Raw genomic sequence first — 1,199 nt, 5'->3', positions numbered from 1 at the left:
GTATTCCTAATCTCTTTTTCTGTCATGAGTTGGCAGGCATAGCCTGCTTAGAGTTTTGAGTGTTTAAAGCGATGAGTATTTTGGTTTGAAAGTTCTTGAATGTCTTAAATCCAAAAACTTGTCGTTTGATATCTTTGATGAGTTTGTTAGTTGCCTCAAGCTTCGCGTTAGAATAGGGAAGTTCTAAGGCATTAATAATATAGCTTTTGTATTTCAAAAAAGTTTTGAAGACCGTTTGAAACTCTTTATTCACAGTCTCCAGATGCTCCTCAATCAGGTCAAAAAAGTGGCTAGCTTGTTTCTATCGAAAGTGAAACAATAAGAGTTGATATAGCTCATAGTAATAGCGTAGTTCTTCAGAGAAGGGTAAAGTCTTCTGAACAATCTCCCGAGGGGCTAAGGTTTGTCTAAAGGTCTTTGAATAGAACGTCTCCAGAGATAGTTTTCGACTATCTTTTTGTAAGATTTGCCAGTGATTCTTCAAGCCCCTATAAACTGAATCCCTATCTGCCTCAAAGTGAGCTACTGTAGGTTTAATTTTTGTCAAAATAGCAATTGAAAAATCTCTACTTATGCTAGGGATAGTGTATTTGATTTAGGGAAACTGCTTTGTGATATATAAGTGTGAAGTTTGCTGATTTTATCCTTATACTTTAAAGAAGGTTCTGTATTCCATTATTAAGTTATGATTTGTTCTGCTTATAAACTTGTAAATAACTGTTGCCTTTTCATTAAGTTTTTCCTCTGGCGTGAGATTAGGCTTGCTTTCTAACCCTCTACCTCTGCGGTCTAGAAGACCTTGACTCCCGTCCTTCTCAAACTTCCTCACCCAGGAATAAACTTGTTGGTAAGAAATACCATATTTCTCAACCGCTGTCTGATAGTCTTTATCATGAGCAATAGTGAAGTTGACCATTTCAACACTGAATCGGTTACACTAAACTAGACAGTCTTATAAAGTGTTCTACGCTAAAGAAAACAGGAGAACTCAATGTCTAGAAAAATACGCCGTCATTTTACAGATGATTTTAAACAACAAATCGTTGACCTTCACAATGCAGGGATGAAACGAAGTGCGCTGATCAAAGAATATGATTTAACCCCTTTTACCTTTGATAAGTGGGTGAGACAAGCTAAAACAACGGGCTCCTTCAAATAGGTTGATAATCTTATACTCAATGAAAATCTAAATCTGAGAG

Annotated in this window: 3 pseudogenes; 1 reads left to right on the top strand and 2 read right to left on the bottom strand. The window is 36.3% G+C overall.

The window, feature by feature from the left end:
- Window positions 1–22 precede the first annotated feature (22 nt).
- Window positions 23–493, bottom strand: a pseudogene (locus tag ACMZ6U_RS10455) (transposase); the annotation flags it as partial.
- Between the two features lie 231 nt (window positions 494–724).
- Window positions 725–922: pseudogene (locus tag ACMZ6U_RS10450) on the bottom strand (helix-turn-helix domain-containing protein); the annotation flags it as partial.
- A gap of 69 nt (window positions 923–991) precedes the next feature.
- On the opposite strand from ACMZ6U_RS10450, the pseudogene ACMZ6U_RS10445 reads away from it, so the two are divergent.
- Window positions 992–1,156, top strand: a pseudogene (locus ACMZ6U_RS10445) (transposase); the annotation flags it as partial.
- Window positions 1,157–1,199: the final 43 nt, after the last annotated feature.

This window comes from Streptococcus pluranimalium (assembly GCF_047785745.1).
Classification (GTDB): domain Bacteria; phylum Bacillota; class Bacilli; order Lactobacillales; family Streptococcaceae; genus Streptococcus; species Streptococcus pluranimalium_B.
Note: the sequence above shows the minus strand (reverse complement) of the source record. Positions and strands in the feature narration are given on the sequence as shown.